General features: G+C 33.0%; 20 protein-coding genes. 3 read left to right on the top strand and 17 right to left on the bottom strand.

The genetic code is table 11. From position 1 onward, the window contains the following. Positions 1–39 precede the first annotated feature (39 nt). The 13 genes from ACFW35_RS02465 to ACFW35_RS02405 form a co-directional block, all read right to left on the bottom strand. Positions 40–1,611 (bottom strand): hypothetical protein, encoded by a 1,572-nt coding sequence (locus ACFW35_RS02465; protein WP_379843540.1) that lies wholly within the window; start codon positions 1,609–1,611, stop codon positions 40–42. Positions 1,612–2,624: 1,013 nt separating this feature from the next. Next, a complete protein-coding gene (locus ACFW35_RS02460) occupies positions 2,625–2,828 on the bottom strand; it encodes a hypothetical protein (protein WP_379843539.1) in 204 nt (67 codons plus the stop codon). Positions 2,829–2,910: 82 nt separating this feature from the next. After that, entirely contained in the window at positions 2,911–3,435 is a 525-nt protein-coding gene (locus ACFW35_RS02455) for a hypothetical protein (RefSeq protein ID WP_379843537.1), read from the bottom strand. 322 nt (positions 3,436–3,757) lie between these two features. Then, positions 3,758–4,597 carry a tyrosine-type recombinase/integrase gene (locus ACFW35_RS02450; protein WP_379843536.1) on the bottom strand — a complete coding sequence of 280 codons (840 nt, stop codon included), beginning with the start codon at positions 4,595–4,597 and terminating at the stop codon, positions 3,758–3,760. Positions 4,598–4,610: 13 nt separating this feature from the next. After that, the gene (locus tag ACFW35_RS02445; protein WP_379843534.1) at positions 4,611–6,149 is read right to left on the bottom strand and encodes a tyrosine-type recombinase/integrase; all 1,539 of its coding nucleotides are present in this window, start codon (positions 6,147–6,149) and stop codon (positions 4,611–4,613) included. A 19-nt stretch (positions 6,150–6,168) separates the two neighbouring features. Beyond that, complete coding sequence (gene xerA, locus ACFW35_RS02440; RefSeq protein ID WP_379843533.1) at positions 6,169–7,002, bottom strand: site-specific tyrosine recombinase/integron integrase; 834 nt, start codon at positions 7,000–7,002, stop codon at positions 6,169–6,171. A 6-nt stretch (positions 7,003–7,008) separates the two neighbouring features. Next, positions 7,009–7,881, bottom strand: a complete 873-nt coding sequence (xerA, locus tag ACFW35_RS02435; RefSeq protein WP_379843531.1) for a site-specific tyrosine recombinase/integron integrase — start codon at positions 7,879–7,881, stop codon at positions 7,009–7,011. A gap of 413 nt (positions 7,882–8,294) precedes the next feature. Then, entirely contained in the window at positions 8,295–8,459 is a 165-nt protein-coding gene (locus ACFW35_RS02430) for a hypothetical protein (protein WP_379843530.1), read from the bottom strand. 110 nt (positions 8,460–8,569) lie between these two features. Continuing rightward, the gene (locus tag ACFW35_RS02425; RefSeq protein ID WP_379843528.1) at positions 8,570–9,712 is read right to left on the bottom strand and encodes a DUF4268 domain-containing protein; all 1,143 of its coding nucleotides are present in this window, start codon (positions 9,710–9,712) and stop codon (positions 8,570–8,572) included. Positions 9,713–10,163: 451 nt separating this feature from the next. Further along, on the bottom strand, positions 10,164–10,922 hold the full coding sequence (locus ACFW35_RS02420) for a hypothetical protein (protein WP_379843527.1): 759 nt from the start codon (positions 10,920–10,922) through the stop codon (positions 10,164–10,166). A gap of 334 nt (positions 10,923–11,256) precedes the next feature. After that, positions 11,257–12,351, bottom strand: a complete 1,095-nt coding sequence (locus ACFW35_RS02415) for an MAE_28990/MAE_18760 family HEPN-like nuclease (protein WP_379843525.1) — start codon at positions 12,349–12,351, stop codon at positions 11,257–11,259. After that, the gene (locus tag ACFW35_RS02410) at positions 12,348–13,553 is read right to left on the bottom strand and encodes a DUF262 domain-containing protein (RefSeq protein WP_379843524.1); all 1,206 of its coding nucleotides are present in this window, start codon (positions 13,551–13,553) and stop codon (positions 12,348–12,350) included. The genes ACFW35_RS02415 and ACFW35_RS02410 overlap by 4 nt, the downstream gene beginning before the upstream one ends. Positions 13,554–13,656: 103 nt before the next feature. Beyond that, entirely contained in the window at positions 13,657–14,094 is a 438-nt protein-coding gene (locus tag ACFW35_RS02405; protein WP_379843522.1) for a hypothetical protein, read from the bottom strand. 147 nt (positions 14,095–14,241) lie between these two features. Here ACFW35_RS02405 and ACFW35_RS02400 point away from each other — a divergent pair, with 147 nt between their 5' ends. Then, positions 14,242–14,595 carry a YolD-like family protein gene (locus ACFW35_RS02400; protein WP_379843521.1) on the top strand — a complete coding sequence of 118 codons (354 nt, stop codon included), beginning with the start codon at positions 14,242–14,244 and terminating at the stop codon, positions 14,593–14,595. Positions 14,596–14,741: 146 nt separating this feature from the next. Here ACFW35_RS02400 and ACFW35_RS02395 read toward each other — a convergent pair whose 3' ends face one another. Next, positions 14,742–16,265 carry an LA2681 family HEPN domain-containing protein gene (locus tag ACFW35_RS02395; protein WP_379843519.1) on the bottom strand — a complete coding sequence of 508 codons (1,524 nt, stop codon included), beginning with the start codon at positions 16,263–16,265 and terminating at the stop codon, positions 14,742–14,744. A gap of 19 nt (positions 16,266–16,284) precedes the next feature. Continuing rightward, on the bottom strand, positions 16,285–17,328 hold the full coding sequence (locus tag ACFW35_RS02390) for a hypothetical protein (RefSeq protein WP_379843518.1): 1,044 nt from the start codon (positions 17,326–17,328) through the stop codon (positions 16,285–16,287). 417 nt (positions 17,329–17,745) lie between these two features. Here ACFW35_RS02390 and ACFW35_RS02385 point away from each other — a divergent pair, with 417 nt between their 5' ends. Beyond that, on the top strand, positions 17,746–18,561 hold the full coding sequence (locus ACFW35_RS02385; protein WP_379843516.1) for an SHOCT domain-containing protein: 816 nt from the start codon (positions 17,746–17,748) through the stop codon (positions 18,559–18,561). An 81-nt stretch (positions 18,562–18,642) separates the two neighbouring features. On the opposite strand, the gene ACFW35_RS02380 is transcribed toward ACFW35_RS02385, so the two are convergent. Next, positions 18,643–19,278 carry a hypothetical protein gene (locus ACFW35_RS02380; protein ID WP_379843515.1) on the bottom strand — a complete coding sequence of 212 codons (636 nt, stop codon included), beginning with the start codon at positions 19,276–19,278 and terminating at the stop codon, positions 18,643–18,645. Positions 19,279–19,496: 218 nt separating this feature from the next. Then, on the bottom strand, positions 19,497–22,826 hold the full coding sequence (locus tag ACFW35_RS02375; RefSeq protein ID WP_379843513.1) for an S-layer homology domain-containing protein: 3,330 nt from the start codon (positions 22,824–22,826) through the stop codon (positions 19,497–19,499). A gap of 558 nt (positions 22,827–23,384) precedes the next feature. Between ACFW35_RS02375 and ACFW35_RS02370 the strand changes: the two genes are divergently transcribed. Further along, entirely contained in the window at positions 23,385–24,407 is a 1,023-nt protein-coding gene (locus ACFW35_RS02370; RefSeq protein ID WP_379843512.1) for an S-layer homology domain-containing protein, read from the top strand. Positions 24,408–24,493 lie beyond the last annotated feature (86 nt).

Here is a 24,493-nt window from a genome sequence, read left to right as displayed (position 1 = left end):
TAAGGCGCTCTTAATGAGCAGAGCGCCTTATTATAGAAATTAATAACCTAATGTTGTGATTGCTTTACTTACGTCTGTTTTAATACCAGTAATAGAAGTATAAGGGATTTTTGCTCCAGTTGTTGCATTTTTAGGGAATGCAGTTAAGAATTGTTCAGCAACATCTAACTTGCGAGCAGCTGTTAAGTTTTCAAATGCAGCATAGTCTAAAGCATCAAGTGCAGCAGACATAGTAGCAATGTCAGTAGCAACATTAACGTCATCAACTAGACCTTCCATTACTACGATTTGAGCTGCAATTGCTGTTGTTACAGCTGCAACATCATCATAAGTTCCATTCGCAGCTATATCCGCTAATACTAAACCAGCTAAATCATTTTTAGCGCTAGAAGATAAGTTGATAAAATCTGCATCATTTGTTGCAACTGCAAAGTCAGTTAGAGCTCCTCTAGCTGTAGCAGCAGAAGTTGCACCATTTAAAATAACTTTATTGTTGATAGCTGATACTAATGCTTTTACATCATTTACAGCAGTTGCAAGTTGAGCATCAGTTGCAGGTGATCCAGCATAAGTAGCTTCAGTAACTAATGCAGCTACATCTACTAGATATTCAGCTTTATTCGCATCAACTACATTTGATAAATTCAAAGTTTTAGCCTTTAAAGCAGCTAGTACTTCATCAGCAGTATTACTTGATGTTAAGAGTTTAATTGCATCTAAAGCATCTTTAGGCTTATTTACTCCAATAACTGTAGTAGTTACTGCAGCTGCGTCAGCTAATGATGCAGGCGTTAATGCTACTAAATAGTCTTGTAATAATGCGTCATTCACATTAGAAATTGAAAATGCTGGTGTAGAACCTACAAATTTAGAACGATCAGAAAGCTTAGTTAATAAGTCTTTTAATTGTGCAGTTGTTACACTATACACAGTTTGACCGTTTACTGTTGAAGAAGTTATTGCTTCAATTTCGCCAACCACTGCAGTTTCAGCAGCACCGTTTCCAGTTGTTATAATTGATTGAATATCAGCTGCAGAATCTTTAAATGCGAGAGCAGCTGCACCAATTGCAGTACGATAACGAGAAAGTTCATTAGGGTTTACTGTAGCTGAATCGATTACTGCTTTATCATTAACTTCACTAACTAATTTATTCAAAGCACTTTGAAGTTTAGCGTTAGTGTTTGCAACAGTAACGTTAATTACAGCTTCGTGAACATTTAGAGATTTAAGTAATCCTGCTTTTGTAGTATCAGGAGCAACATCTTCAGCTATATACAGGTTAACTAAGTTTTTAGCTGTAGAAACTTTTGTTGCATCTAACTCATCAGATGCATCAAGAATTGCTGCATCAATTTTTGTTTCATTGATATCATTAAGATCGCTCTGTATGTCTTCTACAGTTGAATATTCGTTAGTAACACCAACTGCAAAATCAACGTTATTATCATAATCAGCAATCCAATCACTGTTTACACGTTTGAAAAGTGGGTTCTGAAGAGCTTTTAATAAACTCACTTGGTTTGTAGCTTTATTTACAGCATCAACCGCAGCTGCTTTATCAGCGTCACTTACATTAGTTGCATTAGTAGTGTCAATAACTTTTTGCACATCCGCAACAGTGTTTAGTTCACCTTTACCTTCAGCAGTAGTTAGTGCAGTCTCATAAGCTACGATGTTATCATCTTTTACATTAGTAAAGTAGCTTGACTTTAATGCATTTAACAGTGCAACTTGGTTAGAAGCATTTTTTACAGCTTGAACAGCATAAACAGCAGCTTGGTCAAACTCTTTTCCACCAACTACCCAAATTCCTGATGCTGGGTCAACTGTTAAAGCTGTAGTGAAATCAAATGTAACTTCAGCATCGCCAATTTCTAAGTTAATAGCTTTAACTGGGACTACGTTTCCACTAGGATCTTTTACTTCAATTGTAAAACCTTCTTTAGCTTCAGTTGCTGTTGGTAATACTACAGTTACTCCTGTTTTAGTAATCGCACTTACATCCGTAAGAACGCAAAATAAAAAATCGCCACAAACCCTTTGGTACCAAGGATTTGTGGCGGTTTTTCGTTTCTATATTAGTATGGGTAATTAAAATATTGCGGGACCTGTTCGAATTGAGGTCTGATGTCCGTTAAACCAATCATCCACAAAGTTTCGTTACTTGTAATGATTTTTATTTAGTGATTATCATAAGTAGCTTAACCCCTTGCTATTCGTGCTGTGATATTAATCTTTAAGTCATAACTAAAGCGCCTGGTCAAACTTGTTCAAGAAAGAAGCGTGTACTCCCTATCTAACGAAGAGCTGATATTTAGTGGAGTGTTAAACCATGCTTTAGACGCTCATTAAGCTTGGCACTATAAGTTAGGTCTTTGCTAACTCCATTTTGTCCATTTCATGTAAATGTATGCTCTTTATAAGCCCCAAAAATTATTTGATTTTTATATAAAAACGGGAATAGGTCTCCCTATCCCCGCTGTAATCTCCTATTAGAAGGCTATAAAAAAACTGCTGAAATTTTTGATTGATTATAGCACTAACATCTATCTTCCGATTACCCTTACCTATTAATCAAACAAGATACAACCTAGGAAGATGTTTTAAATAAACTCCTTTCATCAACTGCTGACTGTAATGATCATCCTGTATACTAGGAATATAAATACAATAGAAGCTACCAATCCAGATAGATAGTTTGGAATCCTTAACTTCTTTGTAAGCATTCCGGCTATAACCGCTATGATTGCAGGAAAAATAAAAACTCTTATCACATTACTCAATAATTCGTCCATAAATGGTTGAAGTGAACTAAAATCAATCATTATCTGCACCCCTCTATCTATATCGACTTGGAAGAACAGATTTACAAACCATTTACCTAAGATTCAATAATCCGCTTTCTCTTTATTTAGTATCTATGATGGTTAATTTTAAGGTCTCACCGTCAAGCTCAAGTTTCATTTGGTTGTCCCAATTTAAACATTCCCGAGCAGAAATCAATAATTTCCCTTTAACCCAACCATTGAATGTAATATCATCCAGCGGTATATGACTTTCTAAGCGCCTTTTTTTATGTATACTCGGCCCTATCACTTCAATAAAATAATCATCCGCTATTAAATAGTCATCTTTTGGGGTTAGGATTAAATTTTTATATAGCGGACTGGATTCATAGGCTTTCATATCCCCATTCTTCCGATCTAGCTGATAGAGATAATCAGACGTTAAAACAAGAACTGTATCATGCTTTTTAGAAACTGAAACCCCACGGGGGGAACCTCGGAATTGACCAAACCATTCCCCAAAGTCATCGTTTTCAAATAGTACCCATGTCCAATTCTGTGTGTTCCATGAACTTTGTATATCGTAGATCCTTTCTTTATACTGTCCAGATAAAGGAGTGCTCTTTATCTCAGCTTTATTTATCATATTCGCTCTCCTTTGCACTGTTTATCTTTACTTTGTCATTTGATTAAATAAGCATTTCTCCTTCACATCAGGTAAATCCTTCAGAATTAATTCGGAATTAATACAAGTGAAAAAGTGAATGAATAAAGACAATGTTGTCACGAAAGCAGCTTTGTCTTTTATTAAACTAGATTTAAAGTATAGGAGTCTTTAACAAATGAAGAAAAGAGTGTTGGAAAAGGAATATTCCTCTATCAACACTCTTACGACCTATATAAACTTAAAGGATCATCTGATATACCTCTGATAATATAAGGCATACCCTTCCTTCAATCCGAAGAATTCACATGAACCAATCATATCCCTCTTTACGAGCATGATTATATAGTCGTGCATAATACTGAGTTAGATGTGGTTGTTCGTGACCCAAAATCACTTGAATGCATTCAAGTGGCATTCCCTTTGAAGCCAGATGTGCAGCAAATGTATGTCTTAACGTATGTGGCGTGACTCTATAACCTAAACATTTTGAGTATGCTCTAAACATCCTCTTTACTGTGCTTTGAGAAATGGGTCTACCTTTAGACCTTAGCGTTAAAAAGACATAAGGGGAATTATCGATACGAGAATCTAAGTAAGCTTTAAGGTAAACTGCGCAGTTTCGGCTAAACGGAACAATTCGGCCCTTCTTTCGTTTCCCTATTGGAATATGAACAATCTGTTCTGACCAATTAATGTCCTCTTTTTTCATTGAACACATTTCACTTATTCTCATACCGGTGGCATACAACACTTCTAAAATCGCGCGTTCCTGTAACCTATCTCCTATAAGCTTTCGGATATTGTCTAGCTGTTCGAAAGACAAGTAATAAGGTAGTTTTTCCTCAATACGCGGAAAGGGAACCTCAGACGCGGGATTCTTAATGATATGACCTTCTTCTAGACAATACTTGAAAAAGGTTTTCAGTCCTGTCAAATTTGTCCAAATTGTGTGTGGTTTATATCCTTCTCCCTTCAAGTGTACAAGCCAATGACGAATATCCGACTTTTTAATGGCATCCAGAGATTTCCCTGTGTGTTTAAAAAATTGATCCACTGAAAGCTTATATCTTTGCAGTGATTTTGGCTCAAGACGGAATTGATTGTCCATTATGAATTGATCTACGATAACTTCCTGGCTCATTTTTCATCCTCCATTATCCCATATACTTACGATATAAAGAGATTATTTTTTGTTTTGGTAAATTTGAGTAAATCTTTGTTGTATTAAGATTTGAATGACCCAATAAATCACCAATAAAAGAAATATCTGCCCCCTTTTCCAACAGATTTGTTGCGAAGGTATGTCTGAATCTGTGAGGATGAAGTTTACCTTGCAACTCTGTCTTTAATCCTATTCTAGCTACAACAGTCCTCATCGATTTTATTGAGAGACGTTTAGGATAAAATTGATGAGTGACAAAGAGTGCAGGATTATTATCCTTTCGGGTTTCTAAATAGCGTTCAAGCAACAGAGAGCTCTTTACTGAAAAATAGATTTGACGAATTTTTTTCCCTTTACCAGTAACCATCGCTGTTCGATTTTCTAAGTCTACATCACAACGGTCAAGCATGTAGACCTCTCTTACTCTACAACCTGAAGTAAGCATAAATTCTACCAATGCACGGTTTCGTAGTGGTTCACTTTCACATTGTTTTCGTATACTGACTACTTCTCCCTTATTCAGAAACTTGGGAATGGGCTTTGGAAGACGAGGAAACCATCTTCTTTTTACAGGTGATTTTTCAATATACTTCTCTTCTACACAAAACGTGTAGAAAGAATTTAGCACATTTAAACGAAATTTAAGAGTTCCTTCTTTAACTTTTGTTGAAAGTTGAGTCACCCACTCATGAATTTCTTCAGAACTAATGGATGAATACACTTTTTTTTCCTTCTTGAAGAAGTTTTGTAAGATTGTTCGATAAGAAAGAATAGTCAACTTGCTATAATTCATACTATAAAGGCTTAACAAAAACTCATTAATCCTTTCTTTATTTTCCTTGTTCAATACCGGGGTTGTCACCTTCCAGTATTCACCTGCTTTTTTACGCGAATAGATTATTGGATTTACATCTATATAGCCTTTCTCTGTACAGTAGTTATAAAACGAACGAAGATTCGACAAATAACCCTCTACTGTGTTTTCTTTCAAGTATTTTTGCATTTCCTTAATCCATTGTTTAGTATTTTTAGAAGTATGTGAGGTAAATGGCTCTTCTATCTTTTTAAATACCATTTGTAAATGATCCCTTATTCTTATAATTGTACTCCTACTAAAATTTAAGTCTTTAAGATTGACTAAAAACTCATTGATGACATGCTCGTTTTCTTCGTTCGGTAACTGTATTTTAAGTTCCCAATATTTGACCCCTTCTTCTCGAATAGGTGATTTTTCCAGATAGCCTTTATCTTTACAAAAGGAATAAAAGGAACGTAAAACTTCTAACAGCTTGTTAACGGTCTCGTCTGTTCGACCTTTTTGATAATCCAAAAGCCATTGTTCAAAAGCTTTAAATGTAAGAGAGGAAAACAAATCTCTTTTTTCTTTAAAAAAGGATTGCAACGTTAAACGAAAGTAATTAATAGTAGATTTGTGTTCATCCCTATTTTTTAAACTTAACAAAAATTCATTGATCACTTTCTTGTTCTCTTCATTTGGTAATTCTTTACTAACCTCCCAGTACTTGAACATCTAACCTACCTCCCTTCTCTTATTTTTGAAATTGATCGTATTTTTGTTTTCGTGCATGACTCATGAGACGTGTATAAATGCGAGTGCTATTGATATTGGCATGTCCTAATAAGTCCTGAATGTAGCTAAAATCCATCCCTTTTTCTGCTAGGTGCGCAGCAAAGGTATGTCTCATGGTATGAGGAACGACTTTAAAGCCTAAATGTTTTGAAAACTCTTGGAAACGTTTTTCTACTAAGATGCGGCTTAAATGCCCTCCTCGATTACTCGCAAATAAATACTCACTTACCTCTTTGCGTAATTCGAGATATGTTTTTAAACGCTCAGCGCATTCATAGGAAAACAAGACAAACCTCTCTTTATTTCCCTTTCCTTTTCTTATCCAGATTTGTCGGGTTTCCCATTTAATATCCTCTAATTTGATTTGCAAAAGTTCGCTAACACGGACTCCTGTGGCATACAGGGCTTCAACTATTGCTCGATCTCTTACATTATTCCGAGTTAATTCTTGCAAAAGGGCTACTTGCAGTTGGGTTAAATAATATGGAAGAGAGTCTTCTTTTTTTGGCGTTTTAACCTTTAAAGTTGGATTTTTCTTCACAAGATGTTCTTCCATTGCATAACGATAAAAGGATTTTACAGCTGAAATTTTCAAATGAACAGTTCTTGGTTTCAATCCAATCTGATTCAAAGAAGCAATCCATTCCCTTATATCGCTTAATTTGACCTCATCATACTTTTTGTCGCAAAAAGTAAAGAACTTAACGAGGGCAACCTTGTAACTTCGAACTGTTTCTGCACTAAAACGAGCTTGGTGATCCAGAAAAAAAGCCTGCATAATTTTTTCATTCATCGGTTCTCACCCCATTATATTTTGATAAGCGAGTATCATATCTTCGGTTGGAATTCGAGCATATATTCTGGTTGTATTCAAGTTTGAATGACCCAATTCATCCGCGATAAATTCTATCTTTGCTCCCCTTGCCAGCATATTTGTAGCAAATGTATGCCGTAAGGCATGTGGATGTAACACCTTTTTAAGACTAGCCATTTTCCCTAGTTTTTTCGTAATTTCATAGATTCCTTTTGGTAGAAGACGCTCACCTTTTCTATTCAAGAACAACGCATCCGATTCATCTGAAGTTCTTGTTCCTAAATAATCTTTTAAAATTAATGCACATTCCTCAGAGAAATGAACATGCCTAATCTTTTTTCCTTTCCCTACTACTTCCGCAGTTCGTCGTTTCATATCAACATCTTGTAAGTCAAGGTTGGATACTTCTGATCTCCTGCAGCCTGAAGAAAACATAAAATGAATAAGTGCTCTGTCTCGTAAAGATAATTTTTCTGCAGCAACTTTTACACTAGCGTACTCTTCTTCATTTAAATAGCGAGGTAAGGATTGTGGGATCTTTGGACGCCAACGTTTTTTAATAAGCATCTTCTCAAGATACTCTTCCTCCAAGCAAAAATTAAAGAAAGAAGAAAGACAAGCTAGAACAAGGTCTATGGTCTTTGCACTTTTACCTTCTGAAAACTCGTTTAACCAATTTAAGACGTTTTCAGAGGTAATATCTTTTAAAGGGATGCAACACCCGTTAAAAAAGCGCTCTAAAATCCATTGATACTTTGTAATGGTTGCTTCGGATTTATATTCATTTTTCAAATTTACCAAGTATTGATTTAAAGCCTTACTCGCTTGAGGGCAAATCTTTTCATTCATACTATTCATCTATTAATCTATCCTTTCATTATTAAAAGTAAGTAAAAGATTGGGCCCACAACCTTCAACTTCTATCAATCTATTAATAACAGCATTATCAAAAATTCTAGATTTATACCCCAAAAATAAAAAAAAGCCCATGTTTAAGAAACATGAGCTTTTTGTGTATAAAAAGGTCAAAACCATGGACAAACTATTTAATTTTATGGTTATAAATGAAAGGCATTTTTTGTTTTTATTCTTCATATAAGGTTACTTATACGAACACTTTAATTTCATATAATTTTACTTATATGAAGTTATTGTTTCCAAGTTTACTATCTTATATTCATGATAAAATACAAAAAAAAAACAAAACGGGTGTATCATTCCATTAATGAAATGATGCACCCGTTTTGATTTATGAAGATTCCTCATATAAATTAATTTTCATTTTTTTCCTTACTTGAAAAATAAATTGGTTTTGCTGGTCCCAGTATTGATGAAAAATTTTCTATTTTACCGATCGGATTTTTCACTTTAGAGAAAATTACTCCTCTTTCTTTAAGTGCTTTAATTATATCTCTCGAAGTGATTCGTTCTTTCATTTTTTTCACTCCCTAAATAAGATAAGTTTGATCAAAAAATAGTATTGTAGCTCCCTATCTCTAATACCCAACGGAAAATCTTTTCTATTCTTTTACTTTATTCCTAATTTTTAAATTTCTACTGAGTTCAACATAGAAATCAGATTTTTTCTAACCTCAATAATAGGTATTTTAAACGAGTTCTCAAGCTTTACCATGGAGGTTACCATAAAGTTGATCATAGTTTCCCAATCTCCATCATTAAAGATGTTTACATCATCTTTCTGATATTTAATTCTGGAAGCTTTTTTATTATCAAGTCTCTCCCAAAAAAGTAGGTCTCCAAAATTATCTTCAATAGAATCCTTGTACTTCACTAATTCATCAAAAATAAATTTGTTCTCTTCCCTAACAGATCTTTGTAAATACACCTCGACCCTCGCATAATTTCTAGACATTACAAAATTGTAGGAAACAGATGAAATTCCAGTTCCAGCTCCAATCCAGTTATCTTTGGATGGACTTACATTTTTAAATAAATCTGTTTTTTCATTTATTAATGGTAATAGTGATTTCCAAAATTGTATTCTAATGTTATACCTGTTCTTTGATTCTTCTTGAATGCTTATTTCTGCTTGATTTTTTTCTGCCATATTAATGACATATTCTTCTGCTTCTTTCATAGGAATTATTTGCTCAAAGTTTAGTAGTAATTGGTCCTCAAGTTGATATGGTGTAACCTTAAAACACTGTATTCTTAATTTGTAATTCATCAGCCATAGCACAGTAGAGGTTACTTCTTTTCTGAAGTTCGCTGCAATGATAATTAATCTTTGTGTTAAGCCTTTATTTAAAACGATCTCTTCATAGTCTTCAACTTCAAAAAATTCTTTTAAGTTTTCTTCTGCTTCTTGGTCACTGGAAATTTTATTTAGATAATCTTGATAAATACTTTTAATTTGGCCTTTGGTTAAGCTAGAACAATAGGAGGCATACTTTAATACTTGCCACGTAACGTCTCTTCCCGAATCATCAAGTTTATTTTCAATGACCACTATGTTTCCTTGCTTATCTAAAGCTAATAAATCTAGTCTTTCATTCGTATCATTAAAACCATTAAATTCTTTTTGTATAATCAGCAAGTCCTCTCCTATTGACTCAGGATTATTAGCCACCCATTCCTGAAGATGGTCCCTCTCTCTAAAACCTAATTCAGAAAATGTCTTCTGATTTAACTTAGTTATTCTATTATTCTCTTTATTTATTATAAACACCTAGTTCACCTCTAAATAAAAATTTTTTGTGTTAACATTAGTGATTTACAAATTGATTCAATAAGAATTGTATTTTTCCTGTTTTTTAAGACAAAGAACCAATTAACCCCGAGGTTGAAAATATAGCTGATCTACTTTTAAAAAGCAGGTTTGCTTGTTTTTTAAATGTTCGTAATTTCTATTTCACCTATATTTGGAAAAGTAGTTATAGTAGCTATAATTGGATCTGCTTACTATCTAAATTATAAAGCAGATTAAAAGGCTAAAGAATCAATTGGAAATTCACAAAAAATCTATTGGTGGTGCATTAATAGGAGGCTTGTTAGTTGGAGATGTCGGTGCAATAACTGACGGACTTTTTTTATGATTGTTTTGTGGTGTTAATAGAATCGGACAGTTGAATTATTGAGTAAACGATAATCCACAAACAATAAGGAAATAAGGATACCCGTTAATCCGATGGTGTTACTCTTTGATCAAAATTATATTTCGTTGGTTCAATGTATTTGCTAAGTTTCTTATACAAAAGGTAATATAGAAATAAATCTTTTCCGAATCCTGGTGTTATGCCTAATGGAAACATTTTCAATGCTGAAACTGTTCTAAATAACTGACAATTATTAATTTCCTCAAGAATTACTATTAGATCCTCGTCTATATTAACTATTACCGGTATTTTGAAAATATTATTAATCGTTCCTTGAATCCTTTTACTATGGTCTAACAATGACATTATTTCAGTAAACTCTCCGGTATTCATTCTTACCGTTCGACCCGTTGGTTTTTCAATGTATTGATAGCTGAAATTCATTTTGTTATTACAGTCTATTGTTTCTAAATCCTCAACCTGCTCTTGAAATCTTTTATTATTTTCAGAAATACCGTATTTGTGAAAATAATAATAGATAGTTATTCCCATAGATCCTAAGATACTATCAATTCTTTTTTCAATTATTGTCATTGTTTGTTTGCGTTTTTTTTGCTCTGGTAAATAGACAACAATATAGTAAAAAATACAACTGACTATATAGCCAATGCAAAGATCAAAAACTGTTTCTCCTAACTCAAAACCGAAAGGAAACCAGGAAATAAAACTTATCTGTGAAGTATGAATGTCCTTTAAAGGTGAAAATTTAACCATAATAATGAAAATAATACTAATAAGAAATAAAAACCAAAATATAATACGAAAGTTTAAATTCTTAAGCAAATAGATCTTCTCCTAACTAACCCAATATATACGAATTTCTATTTTTCTTTGTAATTTATTTAAATGCCAAATATAATCAGATATCCCACCGCATTATAAATGACAATGTCAGTAAAAAGAGAAACTGGTGACAATTTTTTCTTAATTCTTTTTTAGAGTTTTTTCTTAATACATTATACATCTCAATGATGTTTCTCATTAATTTGTTTTATTTCAACCCCATTAATAAAGGATTTACCTTTTGAGAATAATATGAGCATTTCTCCTTCTTGAAGAAATGCATCAGTTAGTTGAATAATATCCGATTTTATTACATTATAATATGTGGTATTTTTTATACTATTTGTAGAGTACTGTTATTAACATCTGTAATTGGAATAAAGTAGCTATAATTCTCACTAACTTTAAAATCAACTTTTATACTTATTTTACAGTTTTCACCAGACGTAATTTCATTTACTTCAACGTCATTTATTCGAATAGATTGTATAGTGCCGTACCTTATTGTTTCTGCTACATTATTTGTTTGGGCATATAAAGTATCCCCTTTTTTTAAATGAACATTTGTTACCTCAAAACAAACAATATTCCTTCCATATACTTCTATAGGTGTATTGAGACAATACTGATAAATATTGTTTCTAGCACGGTAATCCAACGAGTGCATAAAAAGGACCTCGCATAAACAACAACAATAAAGTTCAAAGAAATCTATATATCCCATTAAAATATCTATGTCTAGTATGTTATCAACTGAACCATGTGCCACCTGATTACGTCTATCTGCTAAATCATTCATTATATCAAAAGCAATTGTTTTACTTATTTCATTTTCAATAATATAATCGTTAAATTTTGGGTATCGGAGTATTAAAGACGAAATATTATCAATGCCTACTTTAGAGAAAAATTCATTAATACTCCCTTCTCTAAAGTTAGATGTGTGATATGTATATGCGTCAAGATTAATTTCGTAAGCTGGATCATCATTTTGGCAAAGACTCATGTTGGTCACAATTTTCTCTGTCGACACTAGGCCTTGGTACTTTGGTATATTTTTATTTTGTATAAGTTGAGCAGATAAGTCTGCATGGTTTTCTTTTATTTTTTGAGGCATATCTTCAAAAGATTTTATATAACTTCTTAGTGAAAGTATATAAGCTTTAAGAATTTCTTCAATATAGTTTTCAAAATAACCATAAAGGGAAATGATTATAGTATTGTATTCAAAAATTTTCTTGTTACTAAATGAATCATAATGAAACATGAATTTGCTTACTTCATCCTCTAATTCTCGTGGTCTTAACAGAAGGTTACTTTTTTCATTTTTCCTGACGATAATGAATAATTGTCTTTGTAATTTACTATTCTCAATAAACTTTCTTATTTCTTCAAGACCTCTTCTTAAATCTGTTAAAACCGATTTCATTTCTTAGCCTCTAATACACCATTAATAAAATCTCTCATCTTTTGTATCCTTATGACTACATGTGATTTACCGGTGTTTCTTCCTTCAAAATCATCATATTTTTCTTTATAAAAATCGGTTAGTCCTTCCTGAATTTCTATCTTTTTATCTATGAGTAGTTCTGGACTGTGGATATACTCTGAAAATACTTGCATGATAGGATCAAAAACTACTTTTGTAGGTCTTCTATACCACTTCCACTCACCGTTTCTGATTCTATACAGATTGAACGCCTCGTTTCCTAAAACATCATGTACTAAATTGATTGTCCGCTCAAATAGTATTTGATAGTTATCTATAACTTCTTGATTAAACAAATTCCCTTGTTTCAGGAAGGAATCAAGAAAATCTTCTAAAGTCATTCTTTCCCAGTTATCAATGTGTCTAAAAGCAAAAAATCTAAGTACTAATTCAACATCTGTCATTTTCTTAAATAACGGATTTTCTGTCAGTTCTCGAGGTAAATTATCACATGTTAATTCTTCAGGTGTAGGCTCGGGTATCTCCCATATTCTACAAAAATATTTATTTCTTGCAAGCTTTATGCATAGTTGATTTAAAGCTCCATTATATAATGCGTTTCTTGTTTCTTGAGGTTCTAATTTTTCCCCACCACTATTAATTCTTTCAAAGACCAGTTGTTTTAATCTTTGGGCTTCTTCAGGGGTTTTTGCGGTTTCTTTCAGGAGAATAATGGAAGATAGATATCTTCGGTCAATACCTTTTCTGACTTGCGAGGGTAGTTCAGAATATGTTAGACCGTTTAACTCTTTCCATTCTTCTAGTGCGGTTAAAGCAAACTTATTTTTATAAAATTCATAAATTGCAGTTAATCTTTGTAATCCGTCCATTACTTCATAAAGAGAAAAATCAACTTCATATAAAAATATTGGAGGAACAGGTACATTCATAATAAAAGACTCTACTAATCTAGACTTTCTTTCAACATCCCATCTATGTCTTCTTTGAAACTCTGGATTAAGAATATAATCGGAACCCTCTACAATAGATTCTATTGTAGTAAGCTGAAATCGTCCTTGCTCAGTAACGATTCTTACATCACCTTTAGCATATTTCTCGTTAATTTGTTCTTCTGAAAATGCAGGAAAATCGTCTCTATTGGTATTAAACCTCTCAATTACTTCTCCATCAAATAAAACCATTTCTATACCACCTTTGTGAAAACATTTTATTTCCAATAATTTGATAATATACTTTATAATAACATATTACTTTCTGATTTCATCTCCACATTCTAAAGCCGTTTTAGTTGTGGAGCAAGGTTGTTACCTTTCTCAAATATTCTTCTTTTCCTTTCTCACAAAGACCACCTGTATTTAAAGAATTTAAAACCTCATCTTTATCTAACTCTCTTAGATCTTCAGCAGCATAATATAGTTCTGCAAATGATTCACTGTTAGCAAGCATTTCTTCTAATGAGCGCTTAATCCAGGGTTTTGATAGATCATCTTTTCCAGCTTTGTGATGCCAGTCGGTAATAAACTCTTTTCCAATTGCACATATACATTTTGAATTTTTAAAGATGGGATGATTTTCAAGATAAGTTTCATCTTTATGACTGATATATTGTTTAACCCCTCCAACAACAAAGAGCCAGTGATGATGACTAGTGTCATTTTGTAATATCGCTTTCGTACATCCCTTTATAAAATTATTTTCACCTTTGGATAATCTCTTCTTCATTTGTACCTCCTCTTATTAAATTACATATACTGGAATTATTCGACTTTAACTGACATTATTCCTTTATAAAATCAAATTAATTTCAATAAGATACCAGTTTAATAAGAACGTATGTTCGTTTATAATAACTGATAAGGAGGGATACATATGTCGATACGTGATCGAGGAAATATAAAATGGACAAGTTTGATGCTACCGGAACATGTAAAAGAATTAAGACGGTACATTCATGAAGAATATTACGATGTCCCTGAGCCGAGTATCGATGAGCAGCAGATGGAAGAAATGAATGAATTGATATTGGAGGCCATGGAATATAATTTCCCATTAACATTTGTCATCTATAAGAATAGAAGGTTGGAATCAATAGAGGGAAATATCCATTTTATCGATTCAATAAAAATGGAGCTTCGGATAATAGACTTTCAAGATATTCTTCATAAAGTTTCCTTTTCAAAAGTAAAAGCTATACATAAATATGAAAAAGCAATGGAAACTTGAAGATCCATTGCTTTTATTATTTGATGGGTCGTATTGATTTAAGGTGTTTGTTTATATGTTGTTTATTCAACAATCGCATCCGATTGTTGAATAATAAAGAGGAAATTGCTTCACCTTAATCACACCATATTAAATTGATTGAATATTTAGTTTTTCCATTCATCTTCATAAACATCTAACATTAATGGAATAAAGATTTTATCTTCATTCTTATCATAATAAAACCTATTAAATTCTATGTTAAATCCATTGGTCATATAGAAAATAGCTGTCCTAACTAATTTCAAAGTTTTAAAAGTAAAAGATAGTAACTCAGAATATGAAATTTTATATTCATATTTATTTGGATCATTTAATTCTTCGAGTATTAGCTTATTATAATTATCAAGTACTCTTATAAATCGATGTTCAATAGCATTTCTTAACAATCTAATCTCCCTAAGTTCGCCTGCTTTTAAATCTAAGTCCTTACTTAGCCAATATAATGAATTAAATGGACTATTTAATGCTATATCAAATTCTATTTCCTTATACCATTTGTGAAAATCAATTCTGTGAGTAGGTAATAATTGATTATGAAACTTACAGCAAAATAAACCTATCTTATCAAGAACACTAAATCCTGTTTTTAAAGCAATTTTAAGTAGCTCTGTTTTATAGCCTATTGCTGGATAATCCAGTGTATTAATAAGTAAATTTCTTCTTTGAGATTCATGAATGTCTAAATTCTCGTCATTTTCAATTTGGTACAGAAAATATCTAGCCATATTGTACTCTTGTTTTAAAGTATTAAACCATGCATAATAAGTCATTTCTCCATTTTCACCAAAATAACTTATTCCTAAATTTATCATTTGAATATCATCTATACTTCCTACTTTATATATAATATTTGCATAATTTAATGAGAGATTTTTTTCAGACGACCATTCTTTATATTTGCTATTTTCCTCTTTACTAGGTTCCCAAGGTTTTACATCAGACAATCTATCTTTAAGTATTTGTTCCATGTGTTTTTTCCATTCAAAAATAGCCTCGACAGTATCCTCTGGAATTTCATGGATTGACAATTCAATACTTGATTCCTGAATTTCTCTTATTCCCTGTTCTATTAAGAAACGCATCATACCTCTATCAGTAATTCTTTGCGCCAAAGAAAGGTGCTTAATGCCTAAATTTGCTCTTGCCATTGGAAAAGGATCAACAAGTCCTTCAACTGTTTTTAATTCATCTATTGCTTCAACTATTCTCCCCATTTCTATATAAACATTAGCTAAATTTACATAGATTTGTGATAAATAGTACGGATTTATCTTTTTTTCCTGATTAGATAATTTAATTGCTTTACGGTATGAATCAATTCGTTGAACATAATTGTTGTATAAAAAGTCTTCGTAATTATCAAACTTTTCTACAAACTTAGAGCTAGATTTTAATTTCTCAAAATTATTATCAGCAATTCTTCTTAAGATCGCTGCATAATTGGCATTTGTATATAAAAACACTACTTTTAAAGTATCATCTAACTTTATAAACTCAATTTTGTCAAAACCATCTTCTACCTCAGATATTATCTTTAAATATATATCTTGAAATCTTTCTCTATGTTGCATCGATAATTTATCTAGTTCATCTATTAGTTCACCTATATAAAGTAACTTTTTTAACATTTATTCTCCCCTGTATATTTTACTTGATATTTCTTGAAAAATTGGATTTTGACAGCAATCCCCAAATAGCATTAGTCAATATTCTATCTAACTCACAACAAATATTTAAGTAAATCCAGTTTTCTCTACTATATTCAAAGTAATCAAATTGGTAATTTTTCATAAAACAGGTAGCATATTTTTCTAATTTTTTTCTTACACCAACAAAATCCCCATGTGCAATTTTATTACGTATTTGTCGTGTCAATTTTGCAAATAACTTCTTTTTTTCTTCGTTACTCCCATAACTATCAGAATCTATAAAGAAGGCAAATTTCTCATCATATTTTACTGGATCATTAAAATCCTCTTTCCCAATAATCATCTCTATTAGGGAATAATTTTTAAAAAGATGATATGCATTATAATTACTATCATCTGTTATAGCTGTCAGAATATAATCCAACATATAAAAGTTTTCTTCGTTCACAAGAAATGAATCTATCATTTCTCCAAAATCTAAAAGATTGTCTATCCGCATTTGATTTACAATAATTGGACTCACCTTTATATTTAAACTCATTTCAGCATATATGCTTCTTAACACATGAGTTTTTTCAAATAAACTTTTTTCTGACGAATAAATGCTTATCATTGGAATCCAGTTTTTATTATTGTAATGACTTCTGGTTAGAAATTCATATAATTTAATCCATTTTTCTCCAAACTCAATTTCGCAAGTTGGGCTATCTAAAAAAGAGTTCTTCTTTTGAAGCATTGAATTTTCAAAGTCGTCAATACTTACACAAATTAATTTGCTTGCTATTTCTTTCAAATAATCTTCATTTCCTGGATTAAATATTCCCGAGAAATTTTTATGTTCAACGATTTTTTTTACACTATATGGTTCCATATTTTCTAAATCATTGTATTTCATAATATCATATTCCCTGTAATAAATTTCTTCCTTCATTGTTTCTATTAATCCTTCTTGCCAATCCTGAGGAAGATTAGATAACGTAATTCCTAGTTTTTTTGAAATCACAATTGGTTCTTTTTTTCCGAAAATATTAACAACAATCATTGTTTATCTCCTCTATTGATTCGACTCTATTCTAATCTCATATAAATTTTGATTTATGATATTTTTTAACTTTCAAACTAAATAATGATAGATTCTAGTATTCCTACTGCCACTTTTGATAACAAGTTCTTTGAACACAAGTGGTATTCCGTACATTATTTTTTTGAAAATGTTATATTATTCTAATTATAACAAATATTTCATCTTTGATTAAATTAATAATGTTTTGACGAATTTATTAGTAACCAGCTAAAACAAATGAGAGATACTTGAATCATCAAGTATCAAAATGCGAGGAATGAGATTTTATACAAACACATCTAATTAACAAACTCATTAAAATAAACACTTTAGGCTAAATTCCGATATAAAATAAGTTGGCATGTTAGTTATGTTTAATAAATAGGGGGGAGTATTATGGGTTGTGTTTTAGTTGGATTTGCTTTATTTTTATTAATTTTTATATTTTCTATTTCACCTTTACTTGGAATAATAGTATTAGGAGCTATCATTGGAGTTTCCTATTATTTTAAAAATAAAGAAGAAGATAGAAAGGCTACAGAATCAATTGAAAAATCTCAAAAAATCTATGAAGCTACTCGTAGTTTAAATGATTTCAAGGTAACTCAACGGTTCACATCTTATGATAGTGAGATGACACTACTTTTAGATGAAGACTCAAAAAAACTTTGTTTAATATATACTTCAAACCAAAGTAAAGAAATTTATAATTATAGTGACATATTAAGTTCAGAAATCTTAGAAGATGGGGTAACAGTAATAAACACTTCACGTTCAAGTCAAATTGGAGGCGCATTAATAGGTGGAGTGTTAGCCGGAGGTGTCGGTGCTATAATTGGTGGACTTTCTGCTCAAAAAACTTCAACAAATAAAGTGAATAAAGTTGATTTAAAAATTATTGTTAACAATACCAAAAGTCCCTATAAGTTAATAAATATATTGACTACCAATGATATTGATATTAACGGGAATCCCTCTCCAATTGAAAGAGATAGCCAAAAATATAAAGATGCAATGAATAACGCTAATCATTGGCACAATTTAATAAGCGTTCTCATCAAACAAGCAGATTTGGAAGACAATAAGGCTACTAAAAGTAATCAAACATCTGGCTCTCTGGCAGATGAAATAAAAAAATTATCTGATCTTCATAAAGCAGGCATATTGACTGAAGAAGAATTTAACAATCAAAAACTGAAACTACTTTCATAGTATAAAGAACAAAAAAGCAATGGTAAGCTAAAAATCCATTGCTTTTCTTACTTTACTTTAAGTATTCAATTTTATGATTAATTAATATTCATTCCTGCTATAATCCAGCTCTTCAATTGTATTAACCACTTTGTCTAACTGCTTTTCTAGTTTTAGAACTTCTTCTAATACTTTTTTAAGTTCATCAGCAACCGGATCTTCATGTTTTTCCTCTGATAGGTTCACGGATACCAGATTCGCTTCACTTTCAAGGGTATACTCTAGTGATTGCATAACTGAAAACAGTTTAGTATGTATTCCACGCTTTATTTCTTGTACTAGTAATCTATTCGACAACTCTACTTCCTCATCTTGATAATGAGCGTTCAATGCCTTAAAAGCCTCATTACTGTTTTCATAATGAAACGGACTATCTTCTTCAAGCTCCTCATAATTCTTTCTATACCAATACACATAGAGATGTTTATTATAAGCAGCAAAAACCTCATGAAACAGATTGGTTGCTACTAGGTCAGAAATCTCTTCCTCACCAGTCCATCCATAAGTTTGAATCTGTTCTTTACACTTGCTATCTAAAATACTTTTTAAGATCTTTCGCAAATCTTTTGGTGACGATTCAGCGTTTAAAGAAGTTATACTCTCCTTAATGTGTTCTTCTAACCGATCAACTAAATCATCAAAGGTTTCTATGTCAGCTAAGTATAGCCCATAACTCATTATTACTTTCACTCATTTCGTTTTACATATATTTTACCCTGAAAATACACACTATTAGCTTGCATAAAAAGAAGCCTTACTGAGATTACTCTCAACAAGACTATATAATTTGTTACATATTAAGGAATGAATTTAATTCTTAAGAAAAGCTCTGCAGAGATACTCTCTCTACAGAGCCTTTCACATTAAGGGCAGTTAAAACCTAACCCAATATTTTATTATGGTGCAGGTACTTCAAGTACAGTTAATGTAAAAGTCTTAGTAGCTGTAGAAGCACCTTTTACAATTGTAGCTGTTAGTGTTACTGTAGCATCCCCAGATCCATTTGCTGGACGAGTTACAACACCAGCATTTGTGATTGCTGCATTATCAGATGCCCAAGAAATTGATGCACCATTTAATGTAGTTGCTAAAGTTACATTTTGAGTTACACTTGACGCAGTATCAGGGCTAGTATAACCAACAGTTAATGCAGTTTGTGCAGCAGCTACAGCAGCAGCATCAGCGCTTGCTTGACCACTAACACTTGTTGCAGTAATAGCAATTTGAGAAGCTTTAGAGTTACGAGCAAGATCTTCAACAGATGAAACTAGTGCAACTTTTGGAGCTGCTGACAAGTCATTTGTCGTTTTCTCTTCAACCACTAATGTAACAACATTGCTGTTAACTGATACTGATTCGATTGTGTATCCTTCAATTGTGAAGTCAGTATCATTTACAGATGGAACATATAGAGCTTCACTAAATGTAATTTCAAATGCGTTAACAAAGTTGTCTCCATCAGTTTCTTTTGCTACAGCAGATACCATTTCAGGAGCAAACTTGTCTCCAACTGTTACACCATTTACACCAAGATCAACAGCAGAACCATAGCTATTCTTAGCATCAACATTTGCTGCTGCAGACTTTACTTTTACGTTAGCAACAGTAGTTGGGATGTTGTTACCAGTTGTTAAAGTAATAACAGATTTCCCGTCAATTACTTCATTAGAAATTCCACCTGCAACTACCCAGTTAGAACCGTTGTCAATAGAAACTAAGAAGTCATCAGCTTGTGCACCTGTGATAGTTTCTTTGAAGTAAAGTTTAACCGTGTTTTGACCAGTAGCTTCTGCTTTATCAAAAATAGGAGCAGAAACTGAAGCCGGAACTAATACCGTTGTAGAAACTGCTGAAATTGGGTTACCTGCAGCATCAACTACACGCAATACTGATAAAGATGCACTTGCAGGGTTTGCCTGAGCACCAGTTACATCAGTGAAATCAAGAATTACAGCTTTATTTCCATCAACTGCAGTTATTGTTACTTTGCTGTCTAAAGCAGCTCCACCATTTAGGTAGTTAAGTTTGTTTTCAATAGATGCTTTATCCATTACTTCACTGAATACAATCTTAACTTTTTTATTTGAAAGAAGTTGAGCTTGTGTTCCATTTGCAACTGCATCAAGATCTGATACTGTAGGAGGAACAATGTCCTTAACAGCTACAGTTGTGCTATAATCAGCAAGTTTGTTTTGGTTGATAGATACATCTTTGATGTTTTTAATAGTAAGTGTATAAGAACCACCATTTAAAGCAGAGAAAGGAATTGAGTATTTGTTTCCACTAACGTTTGTAATTGAACCGTTAATGTTTACAACTTTACCAGCTGCGTCTTTAACTTCATAGTTAGCAGCATTAGTTGCTCCAGTAACAGCTTCACTATAAGTTACTTCAAACGCAGTGTTATTTACCGCTTCTACTTTAGTTACTGTAGGAGCCACTGTATCAGATACTACTGTTCCAGTAATTGTTTGTTCTGCAACTTTGTTACCCCAAAGGTCAGCGATTTGTGTTCCGTTTTCGCTTACATAGTCAAGGTATAATTTGAAAGCTCCCTCTGGAAGTGGGTTTGCAAATGATAAAGTAAGTTCTTTACCGCTTAAAGATTTTGTAGCTTTATACGCATTAACACCGTTATAAGTATGGAAGAACTCTACATTATTATCTAATACCCCAGATACATCTTCATTGAAAAGTAGTACTATTTGAGTAGGAGAAGCAGATTTTACAGAAACTGTAGGAGCTGCTGTGTCTACTGCAAAATTAAACTCTTTTACTACTTCTTCAATTTTAAATCCAGCGTAGTCTAATCCACCCTTAACTTTTAGGTTGTAAGTACCTGATGCAGGCGCAGTCCCAAGAGTTAAAGTAGCTTCAGTGTCTCCAGCAGAGAATGAAGTACTAACGATTGAAATAGTTCCATCATTTAATGAGAAAGTTGGAACTGAAGATAATGGCTCAGAGAATTTAACTTTTACTGTTTTAGGACCTGCAGCAGTTACAGAAGAAACTGTAGGAGCAGCCATATCCACAAACTTAACAGATTTAGTCGTTTTAGCGACTACATCGCCTTTAGAAGTTTTTACGTTTTCAACTGTTAGATCTGCTGTTTGTTGTTGCGCAGCACCTGATACAGTTAATGTCACTGTTTTACCTTCAACAGATGCATTTGTTACAGTAACTCCACTACCGCTAGCAAAAGCGTAGTTCCCAGTTGTACCAGCTGTAGTAGCATCTACATCTTGGTTGAAAGTAACAACAACTTGTTTAAGGTTAATCGCACTTACAGATGTAACTTCTGGAGTTACTGGAGCTTCGTATTTGAACTCAGTTCCTTCTACAACTTCACCGTTAACTGCTAGGCTTAATTCTTCTCCTGCAGGAAGCTCTGGAGAGATTTCGCTAAGAACTAGAGTAGTAGTATCAGCGCTTGCAGAAGCTTCTGCAGCTTTAACTGTTACTTTACCTACTTCATGAACATCGTCGCCAGCTACTACTGAAAGCTCGTAAGCACCAGATTCAACTAAGTAGTCTACATCTTCTTGAGTGTAAGATCCCTCAACTGTTACTTCAACAGAAGTAGCGTCTACTGCTTTTACAGACTCAACTTCAGGAAGCGGAGTTGGTGCAGGAGCTTCTACTTTTTGAATGAAAGCAGCCATCTCAGCACGAGTGATTACTTTGTTTGGCTCAAATTTCCCACCAGTAGTACCAGAAGCAATTCCAAGCTCAGCAAGGATTGCGATTTCGTTTTCGAACATGTTTCCTTCAACATCTGTGAAAGAGTGTTCTGCACCTTCAGCTTCAAGGTCATATGCACGAACAACTAGAGCTGCAACTTGACCACGAGTCAATTTACCTTCTGGGTTGAATGCAGATCCAGTACCAGCCATGATTCCGTGTTCTTGTACAGCTGCTACTGCACCGTAGTACCAAGCTCCTTCTTTAACATCAGAGAAGTCAGCTTCTAGGCTGTCATCATAGATTCCTAGAATGTTTGCAAAAAGAGCTGCAGCTTGAGCACGAGTCATTTCTTTACCAGGCTCAAAACCTTTGTCAGTTCCCTTCATGTAACCAGCTTCAGTTACGTAATTTACTGCACCTTCATACCAAGATCCAGGTTTTACATCATCAAATGCTGCACCAGCTACTGGAGCTACTACTGAAGCAACTACTGCTGCAGATAGTCCAGTTGCCATAAATTTACGATAAGACTTAGACGCCATTGCGTTTTTTCCTCCCTTAATATGTAACTAGTAATATATGATTTAACTAATCTATGAGTCCCAGGGCCCACAGATCAGTAAATACCAAATTATACAAACATTAACAATAAATAGTATATTTGTGGTAAATTGGTCTGTCAACAAAAATATCCAACACTACTAATATATTATTGTTTTCCCAACTTTACTCACAAGTGGCAAGTTTTACCTTGTTACAACCATTTTACAATATATTTCATTTTTTGCAATCATTTTTATACAAAAAATTCTAATTAATAGTATTTATTGTAATTTATGGTCGAACGTTGGAAGCTATTACCCTAGCCATAAGTAATATCGACAGCTTTTTAGTAATGTTTAGCAAAAAAGTAAAAATAAATATATTACAATATTTTCTTGTTATTTTACAAAAACTAATAATCTATTTGTCATATCTGTTACATAACTGTAACCTACCAAAGTCCCAAATTGTGATAGACTAACTTTTGTAGAAAAAAATAGAAAATTCGCTAAATACTAGTTTAAATAGTCACAATTTGGGGAAAGGTAGTGTTTTTAGTGGTTAAAAAGTTGGGGGCTTGGATCTTATCTCTTTTAACAGTACTCACACTTCTTCCAGGACAAGTTAATGCGGGAGAACGTGAGAACATAGTTACAACAGCAAAAAAGTACATAGGTATTAAGTACACTTATGGCGGTACTTCGCCATCCACAGGTTTTGATTGTTCAGGATTTACTTCATATGTATATAAACAGCACGGTTTATCTCTTCCAAGAACAACAAGTGATCAATATAATGGAGGAACAAGCGTAAAGAAAGCTGATTTAGAAACTGGTGACTTGGTTTTCTTTACTACATATAAAGCAGGTGCATCACACGCTGGTATATATGTAGGAAGCGGAAAGTTCATTCACGCTTCTTCATCTAAAGGGATTACAATTTCTTCTATAGATGATCCTTACTACTGGGGCTCCCGTTACCTAGGAGCTCGCCGTTATCTAGCTGAAGAAGAAAAAGTTGCTACACTCGCAGTTTTACCTAAAGGACAATATCATGATGTTCCAGTTGGACATTGGGCATATTCACCGATTACAAACCTTAGCAAACAAGGTGTTATGAATGGTTACGAATACAGTCAGTTCAAACCGACACAATCTGTCACACGAGCAGAAGCAGCTGCAATGGTTGCTAACGCATTAGATATCGACGCTCCATCTACCTATAGTAACTTTAAAGATGTTTCTACTTCTTACTGGGCAGTTGGATCGATCAACGCAGTAAAAGAAGCTGGCATCATCGCTGGTTACCCGGATGGCACATTTAAGCCAAACAAAGAAATGACACGTGAAGAAATCGCAGCATTGATTGAAAAGACGTTTGTTTTAACGAATAAAGGTACTGAAAAATCCTTTGCTGATGTTAAAGAAGGCTACTGGGCGTACGATTCTATACAACGATTAAGTGAAAACAACATTGCATCTGGTTTCACAGACAATACATATCGACCATTGAACGAAACATCACGTGCAGAGTTCTCCGCTTTCCTTTATAGAGCTATTACAACGTTAGCTGTAAAATAAGACGATGTTAGATTGGAAAAAGTTTCAATTAAATTGTAAATAATTTGTAAATACGAAAAAGCTGCTCTCCCAATTTAAGGAGAACA

It is taken from the genome of Fictibacillus sp. NPDC058756 (assembly GCF_042746035.1).
Taxonomy (GTDB): Bacteria; Bacillota; Bacilli; order Bacillales; family Fictibacillaceae; genus Fictibacillus.
This window is presented reverse-complemented; position numbering and strand designations above follow the sequence as displayed.

What these genes read in the sequence shown, in the direction of transcription:
- ACFW35_RS02460 (WP_379843539.1), bottom strand. Translation starts at nt 2,828, where the DNA reads ATGATTGATTTTAGTTCACTTCAACCATTTATGGACGAATTATTGAGT.
- ACFW35_RS02455 (WP_379843537.1), bottom strand. Translation starts at nt 3,435, where the DNA reads ATGATAAATAAAGCTGAGATAAAGAGCACTCCTTTATCTGGACAGTAT.
- ACFW35_RS02450 (WP_379843536.1), bottom strand. Translation starts at nt 4,597, where the DNA reads ATGAGCCAGGAAGTTATCGTAGATCAATTCATAATGGACAATCAATTC.
- ACFW35_RS02445 (WP_379843534.1), bottom strand. Translation starts at nt 6,149, where the DNA reads ATGTTCAAGTACTGGGAGGTTAGTAAAGAATTACCAAATGAAGAGAAC.
- xerA (WP_379843533.1), bottom strand. Translation starts at nt 7,002, where the DNA reads ATGAATGAAAAAATTATGCAGGCTTTTTTTCTGGATCACCAAGCTCGT.
- xerA (WP_379843531.1), bottom strand. Translation starts at nt 7,881, where the DNA reads ATGAATAGTATGAATGAAAAGATTTGCCCTCAAGCGAGTAAGGCTTTA.
- ACFW35_RS02430 (WP_379843530.1), bottom strand. Translation starts at nt 8,459, where the DNA reads ATGAAAGAACGAATCACTTCGAGAGATATAATTAAAGCACTTAAAGAA.
- ACFW35_RS02415 (WP_379843525.1), bottom strand. Translation starts at nt 12,351, where the DNA reads ATGAAATCGGTTTTAACAGATTTAAGAAGAGGTCTTGAAGAAATAAGA.
- ACFW35_RS02410 (WP_379843524.1), bottom strand. Translation starts at nt 13,553, where the DNA reads ATGGTTTTATTTGATGGAGAAGTAATTGAGAGGTTTAATACCAATAGA.
- ACFW35_RS02405 (WP_379843522.1), bottom strand. Translation starts at nt 14,094, where the DNA reads ATGAAGAAGAGATTATCCAAAGGTGAAAATAATTTTATAAAGGGATGT.
- ACFW35_RS02400 (WP_379843521.1), top strand. Translation starts at nt 14,242, where the DNA reads ATGTCGATACGTGATCGAGGAAATATAAAATGGACAAGTTTGATGCTA.
- ACFW35_RS02395 (WP_379843519.1), bottom strand. Translation starts at nt 16,265, where the DNA reads ATGTTAAAAAAGTTACTTTATATAGGTGAACTAATAGATGAACTAGAT.
- ACFW35_RS02390 (WP_379843518.1), bottom strand. Translation starts at nt 17,328, where the DNA reads ATGATTGTTGTTAATATTTTCGGAAAAAAAGAACCAATTGTGATTTCA.
- ACFW35_RS02385 (WP_379843516.1), top strand. Translation starts at nt 17,746, where the DNA reads ATGGGTTGTGTTTTAGTTGGATTTGCTTTATTTTTATTAATTTTTATA.
- ACFW35_RS02380 (WP_379843515.1), bottom strand. Translation starts at nt 19,278, where the DNA reads ATGAGTTATGGGCTATACTTAGCTGACATAGAAACCTTTGATGATTTA.
- ACFW35_RS02375 (WP_379843513.1), bottom strand. Translation starts at nt 22,826, where the DNA reads ATGGCGTCTAAGTCTTATCGTAAATTTATGGCAACTGGACTATCTGCA.